Raw genomic sequence first — 6706 nt, forward strand, 5'->3', positions numbered from 1 at the left:
CATCGATCCGATATCGGCAGGGTGGAGCTGATCCGCTGGTCGCTTGATCGCAATGAAACTCCGCTTCTGTTATACACTGATGACGCCACCGAGCCTTGCACGTCGGCTCACCCGTCATGATCCTGACAGGAGACAACAACGTCATGCGCCTCTACCTTCTTTCATTCGGCACCATGCAACCGGGCGACATACCGGTGGCCGGCTACCTCGTCCAAACGGACAACGGGACGAACGTTCTGGTGGACACGGGCTGGCCCCGCTCTTACGTGGAAAATCCGCAACACCCGCCGGGTCTGACACTCGAAATCGCGCCCGAGGACACTGTTGTTGCCCGTCTGGCCTCCATCGGCCTCACGCCTTCTGATATCGATATCCTGGTGTGTTCACATCTGGACGACGACCATTCCGGCAATCACGACCTTTTCCCGGGGGCCGAGTTGGTTGTGCAGCGCGAACACTATGAGCTTGCCAAGGGCGGGCATCCCCGCTTTGCCACGAACCGCGAAATCTGGGATCTTCCGGACTTGAACTACCGCTTGATCGAGGGCGATACGGCGTTGACTGCCGGGGTGGAGCTGTTGGAGACCGGTGGGCACGTTCCCGGTCATCAGTCCGTCCTCGTGCGCCTGCCCAAGACTGGACCGGTTCTTTTGGCGGTGGATGCGGTGATGGACCAGTCCATGGCGGACGCCGATACACGCGAGATGTGGGTGACGGACTGGAGCGAGTCCCCGGACGACGAAGCGCGGATAAGAGCGAGCACGCAGAAGATCGCCGAGGTGGCTGCTCGGGAGCGGGCGGCGCTGGTTGTCTACGGGCACGACGCGCGCCAGTGGGCCGAATTGCGCCGCGCACCGGAATATTACGAATAGGCATTCTTGCGATCTTCAGGGCGCAGGGCAGCAAACGGTCGTTCACACGGTTTGGAGTTGGCGCATGGGGTCTTGCGAGACCTTTGCCGCGTGACCCATCTAGGTCGGCTGTCCGGTTGGGGAAATGTCTTGGTGTGAAGCGGGAAATCCCCGGTGTTGCGCATGTGCGCCGCGGGGTCTGTCATGTCAGAGTGTGACCTGCAGGGCGTCGAGGCCGTGGAAATGATAGGTCCCCGCATAGCGCGGCGGTGACACCAGACGCAAGGACGGCACGGCCTCGAAAAGCCGTTGCAACCCGATTTGCAGTTCCAGCCGGGCCAGCGGTGCACCGACGCAGAAATGCAGACCGCCGCCAAATGCCACATGCGGCGGGGCCTTGCGGAACGGGTCAAAGCGATCCGGGTCCGGGCAAAGCCGGGGATCGCGCCCGGCGGCCCCCAGCATCAGCGCCACCTGCTGGCCTGCCTCAAGCCTGTGCGGCCCCAAGGCAACGGGGGCGTAAGCGTAGCGGGTGAACATATGTAGTGGCGGGTCATAGCGCAGTACTTCCTCCACCGTGGCGGCGATGTGATCGGGGGTGAGTGCCGCTGGTGCCGTGCCCTGTTCCAACAGGGTTTTCACTGCGTTTCCAAGGGTATGCACAGTGGCTTCATGGCCTGCATTCAAGAGCAGGATGCAGGTGCCGATCATCTCCTCGCGGGAGAGCTTCCGGCCGTTTTCCTCGGCGGCGATCAGCTCTGTGATGAGGTCGTCCTGCGGGTCCGTGCGCCGGGCCTCGATATAGTCGGACAGGAACGCCGTGAACGCTGCGGCCGCCGCATCGGCAGCCTCTTCGATGGCACGGGTGCGTCCGGCCTGGTACATCGCGACCATCGTATTTGACCAACGCAACAGATCCTCCGACATCGTTTCGGGCACGCCCAGCAGACGCGCGATGATCCGGACCGGCAGCGGGGTGCAGAACGCGGGGATCAGATCAAACGGCCCCTCGGGGAAACCGGCGATCAGATCGGTGCAAATCTCGTGGATGTCGGGCACCAGCGCTTTGATCCGCCGCGAGGTGAAGGCGCGCAGCACAAGCCCGCGCAGCCGGGTATGGTGCGGCGGCTCCAGATCGAGCATAGAGACACGTTCCACCGCGTCAAAGGCTGCCAGATGTTTCGGAGCCTTGCTGCGTTGGGCATCGGGCAGGGCGCGGCCCAGACGGCGATCCCGCAGCAGCGCCTGCACTGTGGGCGCATCAAAAACCGCCACCATGTTATAGTCCTGCCAGAACCGGACAGGATCACCCGCAAGTACGTCCGCGTAGAGCGCATAGGGGTTCTGGACAAAGCTGTCGTCGAGTGGGGATTGGTGCAGGGTTTTCATGACCCCTTTAAGACCGACGGCGCCGGGCATGGCAAGAGGCGGTCAGGCCGCACTCAGCGCCGCGACGATTGGCGAGAAATCCTCCGCCGTCAGACTTGCCCCGCCCACCAGCGCGCCATCGACGTCCGAGATGGCAAAGATATCGGCGGCATTGCCTGCTTTGACCGACCCGCCATAGAGTAACGTGATGTCCTGACCGGCGGCACCAAAGGCGGTTTTGAGATCCTGGCGCAGGGCCGCGTGAACCTCGGCAATCTGCGCCATGGTCGGGATCTTGCCTGTCCCGATGGCCCAGATCGGTTCATAGGCCACCACCAGCGTGGCGCCTGTGCTGCCTGCCGGAACCGAGTGTTTCAGCTGAGAGCGGATCACCGGCAGGGCTTGTCCCGCCTCGCGTTCTGCGAGGCTTTCGCCAAGGCAGACAATCGGGATCAGGTTGGCGGTTTGCGCAGCGGCGGCCTTGTGCATCACATCCGCATCGGTTTCGGTATAGGCCGCGCGCCGTTCAGAATGGCCGACGATCACATAGTCTGCCCCGGCTTCGCGCAGCATGACGGCTGAAATATCCCCTGTAAAAGCGCCCTTTTCCGCGGTGTGACAGTCCTGTGCCCCGATGCGGACGGCGCCGCTGGCACATCGCTCAACGGCGGGCAGGATCAGATGCGCGGGGGGGCAGATCGCGATGTCACAGCCGGCATCCCCGAACGACTGCGAGAGGCTGTCCAGCATTTCGAGACTGGCCAGCTTGCCGTTCATTTTCCAGTTTCCTGCGGCCAGTTTTCTGCGCATCACGCTCTCCTTCTTGAGTGTCGCCACTTGGTAGCAGCCTGCGCCCGGTCCGGCAAACGGGTTTGAAATCTTGCAACCCGGCGGGTACTGTGGCAGGCCATAGTGCACAGATCGGAGGCCGAGATGATCCCCAGGCTGGATGTGCGCAAGATTGCCGATGAGAACGTGGCAACCATCGCGGCCCTGCGCGAGGCGGCAACGGTTACCGGCTTTGCGACGGTTCATAACACCGGGTTGAACGCGGACCGGGTGCGCGAAATCCTTGCGCTCTACCGGGCATTCTTTCTGTTGCCCGAGGCTGAAAAAGCACGGGTCGACATGGCGCGCACCGGCGCCAACCGGGGCTGGGGGCGATCCGGGTCAGAACAGGTCGACCCAAATGCCAACCCGGATTACAAACAGTATTTCGACAGCGGGTTTACCCTGCCCGCAAATGATCCGCGCAGCGCGCTGGAGGTCTATGCGCCCAACCTCTGGCCTGAGACGCCGCGCGCTTTTCGGCCTGAGATCGAAAGCTATTACGGGCAGGCCTGCGATGTGGCGATGGGCGTCCTGCGGGGGGTGGCCAAGGCGCTCTGCGTGCCCGCCAGCTATTTTGACGATGCGTTCGAGGCCCCCATGGCCTTGCTGCGGGGCAATTACTATCCGGCGCGACCCGGCCGGGCGACCCATCAGGACTTCGGCATCGCGACCCATACCGACTACGGCTGTCTGACGCTGCTCGCCACCGATGGCGCACCGGGACTGGAGGTGCGCAAACGCGGCGGTGGCTGGATCCCGGTCAGCGCGCCGCCGGGGGAGTTTGTTATCAACTTTGGCGAGATGATGCAGATTTGGAGCGACGGTCGGGTCAAGGCGACCCCGCACCGGGTCATCGGCACGCTGCAGGAAAGACTGTCAGTGCCGCTTTTCTTCAACCCGTCCGTAGAGACCAATATCGCCCCGATGGGGTCGGGCAAGGTCATTTTGGCGGGCGATCATCTGGCCCGCCGGTTCAACGAAACCTACGTTCATCTCAAGACAGAATAAGCGGTTTCAGCCGAATTTGATGGATTCGCCGCAGCCGCAGGCTTCGGTCACGTTAGGGTTGTTGAACCGAAATCCGGACTCCAGCAAGCTCGTCTCATAATCGATTTCGGTACCAAAGAGAAACATCTGCGCCATGGGCGCGATCATCACGCGCGCGCCGTCCTGTTCGACCAATTCATCGTTGGGATCGGTGTCCTCGACATATTCCATAGTATATTCCATGCCCGCACAGCCGCCTTTTTTCACACCGATGCGCAGCCCCGCGTGACCTGCGGATTTCATCAGCTTTGCCACCTGCGCAGCAGCTTTGGGGGTCAGTGTCACGGCCTGCTTGCCCGGAATGCCAAACATCGCAAATCTCCTTTGACGCTAATTTAGTCTCTTACGGGACGCGGGACAAGCGGGCGGGCGGGATTTCCTGCAACCGTGGTCTCGGGCGGCACGGATTTGGTGACAACCGCGCCGGCACCCACCACGGCATCGTCGCCGATGGTGACGCCGGGGAGGATAATCGCACCTCCACCGATCCAGACATTCCTTCCGATTTCAATCGGTTGGCCGAATTCCTGTCCGGTGTCTCGTGTGGCACCATCGCGCGGATGATCGGCAGTCAGAATCTGAACGTAAGGACCGATCTGCGTTTTGTCGCCGATGCGGATCGTGCACACATCCAACAGGACACAGCCGTAATTGAGAAAGACGTCGCGTCCCAGATGGACATTGTAACCATAGTCCATATGCAGCGGTGCACGCAGAGCACAACCTTCACTATGACTTCCAAGCCATTCATCTAAAATAGATTTTCGCTCTGCACTATCCGATACGATGGTCGTATTGTATCGACGCTGTATGTCCTGGTTCCGGGCCCGGTCCCGCACCAATTCTACATCGCCGGGTTGATAGAGTTCGCCGGCAATCATCTTGTCTTTTTCCGAGCGCATCGGCGACGCTTACATGAATCCCAGTTCGAGCCGCGCCTCATCCGACATCATGTCCATGCCCCAAGGCGGCTCCCACACAAGCTCGACATTGACTTGTTTGACACCGGCAATCGGTTCTACCGCATCTGCGACCCACCCCGGCATCTCACCTGCAACCGGGCAGCCGGGCGCCGTGAGAGACATCTTGATTGCTACTTCACTTTCGTCATTGATATCAATGGTATAGATCAGCCCCAGTTCGTAGATATTGACCGGGATTTCCGGATCGTAAACGCTCCGGCAAGCCTCGACCACTTCATCGTAGAGCGGATGGTCTGTTGTGGAGGGCGCAATCAGCGGCGCGCCTTCGAGCGGTTCGGGTGCATTGTTCATCGAGGGCCTCACTCATGATCCTTAGCGTTTATATAAGATTTGGGGCATAAGGGTAAAGGGGCGCAAGCCTGTTTGGTGAAATGTAGCTGTTTGTAGCGGGTGTAGCGGGACAACGATTTCTGCAGTGAATGACAAAGATTTCTGCAGCAAACGATTTTTTTAGAACAAGGCTTAAAGTCTCGTTCAAGCGACAGCCAAACCCACAATACCCCCCGCATAGCATCAAACGTCCTCGTCAGGCCGTCTGCAAGGATCACCCCATAGGTGCCCGAGGGCAACCGGACCTTCGTCGAGAGTCATGCCAAGGTCGGCAGAGCGGACAGTCTTGCATATTCCGTATCGCTTACCCTAGGTTCGAGACGTCACCAACTTAAAGCTCGCAAAGCAGAAGAACACCCCCAACCCAGTCTCGATCCATCGCCGGGCTTTCGCGAAACCAGACACCATGGGTTTGGTCGAGAAAGCGAGTGCATATGCAATGTGCCCGCCGAACGAGATCAGGCTGGTTCCTAACACGATCAGGCCACCAATCCACCATGGTGCTCCGGGGGACAATCCAAGCGAAATCGTCGCGGTCCAAGTCAGCGCGGCCTTTGGGTTGGTCATTTGGATGAGTAAACCGCGGCGATAATAAGCGCTACCACCCCCACTCAGACATAGAGCGTTCGCCGTTAGATCGCGATGTGACATTGCGGATCAGAAGGATTTGAAAGCCAGCCAAAGCAAATAGGCAGCGCCAGCAATCTTGATGATGGTTATTAGTGAGGCGTAAGCGACCAAAATGGTTGTAAGACCGCCCCAAGCGAGCAAACCCCAGATCAGTGAACCAGATGCTATGCCAAGCGCCAAGGATTTACCGGCATCTCGCCCGACACCCATTGAGGTGCCCATAATGGATAGAATATTGGGGCCGGGGCTGAACATGCCCATCACGAAAACGCCATAGGCAACAAGGATGCCCGGCAAGGCGATTGTGAGAGCTTCCATAGGTCCATTCCGTCCAACTGACTATACCGTCACTATCCGTGACCGATCATTTCGGATCAACCTCGTTCCCCGCACCTCGCTGCCCATGCCGACATTCGTGCAGCACGCAGCATCGATCACTATGGGCTCGCAGCCGACATTTGACAGTTTCGGTCGGTTGGCGGGTGCCAGCCCCAAGCGGACCTTGGATTTGGACGTCCATTGACGGGTCAGCGGGACTTGGACGAAGCCGCTCGCGCGGCATTTGCGCACTTTGCGGGTGTTGATCACTGATGCAGCTGTTTTGGGATTTGGCAGACCTGCCTGACGATTGAGGTTTCTCAATCGGACAGGAGGTTCCAATGACAC

8 protein-coding genes and 1 pseudogene are annotated in these 6706 nt (G+C 59.9%); 2 read left to right on the forward strand and 7 right to left on the reverse strand.

Annotation, left to right across the window (positions count from 1 at the left end; all coding sequences use genetic code 11):
* Nucleotides 1-143 precede the first annotated feature (143 nt).
* A complete protein-coding gene (locus tag H7847_RS10685) occupies nucleotides 144-872 on the forward strand; it encodes an N-acyl homoserine lactonase family protein (RefSeq protein WP_227269472.1) in 729 nt (242 codons plus the stop codon).
* A 186-nt stretch (nucleotides 873-1058) separates the two neighbouring features.
* Here the strand turns inward: H7847_RS10685 and H7847_RS10690 are convergent, their stop codons facing one another.
* Together H7847_RS10690 and tpiA are read right to left on the reverse strand one after the other, a co-directional pair.
* Nucleotides 1059-2240, reverse strand: a complete 1182-nt coding sequence (locus H7847_RS10690; RefSeq protein WP_227269473.1) for a cytochrome P450 — start codon at nucleotides 2238-2240, stop codon at nucleotides 1059-1061.
* Nucleotides 2241-2282: 42 nt separating this feature from the next.
* Entirely contained in the window at nucleotides 2283-3029 is a 747-nt protein-coding gene (tpiA, locus tag H7847_RS10695) for a triose-phosphate isomerase (RefSeq protein ID WP_227269474.1), read from the reverse strand.
* Nucleotides 3030-3152: 123 nt separating this feature from the next.
* Here tpiA and H7847_RS10700 point away from each other — a divergent pair, with 123 nt between their 5' ends.
* The gene (locus tag H7847_RS10700; protein WP_227269475.1) at nucleotides 3153-4058 is read left to right on the forward strand and encodes an isopenicillin N synthase family dioxygenase; all 906 of its coding nucleotides are present in this window, start codon (nucleotides 3153-3155) and stop codon (nucleotides 4056-4058) included.
* A gap of 6 nt (nucleotides 4059-4064) precedes the next feature.
* On the opposite strand, the gene H7847_RS10705 is transcribed toward H7847_RS10700, so the two are convergent.
* From H7847_RS10705 to H7847_RS10725, 5 genes and pseudogenes are all read right to left on the reverse strand, one after another.
* Nucleotides 4065-4409 (reverse strand): HesB/IscA family protein, encoded by a 345-nt coding sequence (locus H7847_RS10705; protein WP_227269476.1) that lies wholly within the window; start codon nucleotides 4407-4409, stop codon nucleotides 4065-4067.
* Between the two features lie 23 nt (nucleotides 4410-4432).
* Entirely contained in the window at nucleotides 4433-4999 is a 567-nt protein-coding gene (locus H7847_RS10710) for a sugar O-acetyltransferase (protein WP_227269477.1), read from the reverse strand.
* Nucleotides 5000-5008: 9 nt separating this feature from the next.
* Nucleotides 5009-5371 carry an SUF system Fe-S cluster assembly protein gene (locus H7847_RS10715; protein WP_227269478.1) on the reverse strand — a complete coding sequence of 121 codons (363 nt, stop codon included), beginning with the start codon at nucleotides 5369-5371 and terminating at the stop codon, nucleotides 5009-5011.
* Nucleotides 5372-5719: 348 nt separating this feature from the next.
* A pseudogene (locus tag H7847_RS10720) lies at nucleotides 5720-6358 on the reverse strand (LysE family translocator).
* A 21-nt stretch (nucleotides 6359-6379) separates the two neighbouring features.
* The coding region (locus H7847_RS10725) for a hypothetical protein (RefSeq protein WP_227269479.1) at nucleotides 6380-6706 on the reverse strand (327 nt) is incomplete at its 5' end.

The sequence above is a fragment of the Roseobacter weihaiensis genome (assembly GCF_020622345.1).
In the GTDB taxonomy this organism is placed as follows: Bacteria; Pseudomonadota; Alphaproteobacteria; order Rhodobacterales; family Rhodobacteraceae; genus Roseobacter; species Roseobacter weihaiensis.

Excerpts from the sequence above, each read along its gene's own strand:
- H7847_RS10685 (WP_227269472.1), top strand. The coding sequence starts at position 144 with ATGCGCCTCTACCTTCTTTCATTCGGCACCATGCAACCGGGCGACATA.
- H7847_RS10690 (WP_227269473.1), bottom strand. The coding sequence starts at position 2,240 with ATGAAAACCCTGCACCAATCCCCACTCGACGACAGCTTTGTCCAGAAC.
- tpiA (WP_227269474.1), bottom strand. The coding sequence starts at position 3,029 with ATGCGCAGAAAACTGGCCGCAGGAAACTGGAAAATGAACGGCAAGCTG.
- H7847_RS10700 (WP_227269475.1), top strand. The coding sequence starts at position 3,153 with ATGATCCCCAGGCTGGATGTGCGCAAGATTGCCGATGAGAACGTGGCA.
- H7847_RS10705 (WP_227269476.1), bottom strand. The coding sequence starts at position 4,409 with ATGTTTGGCATTCCGGGCAAGCAGGCCGTGACACTGACCCCCAAAGCT.
- H7847_RS10710 (WP_227269477.1), bottom strand. The coding sequence starts at position 4,999 with ATGCGCTCGGAAAAAGACAAGATGATTGCCGGCGAACTCTATCAACCC.
- H7847_RS10715 (WP_227269478.1), bottom strand. The coding sequence starts at position 5,371 with ATGAACAATGCACCCGAACCGCTCGAAGGCGCGCCGCTGATTGCGCCC.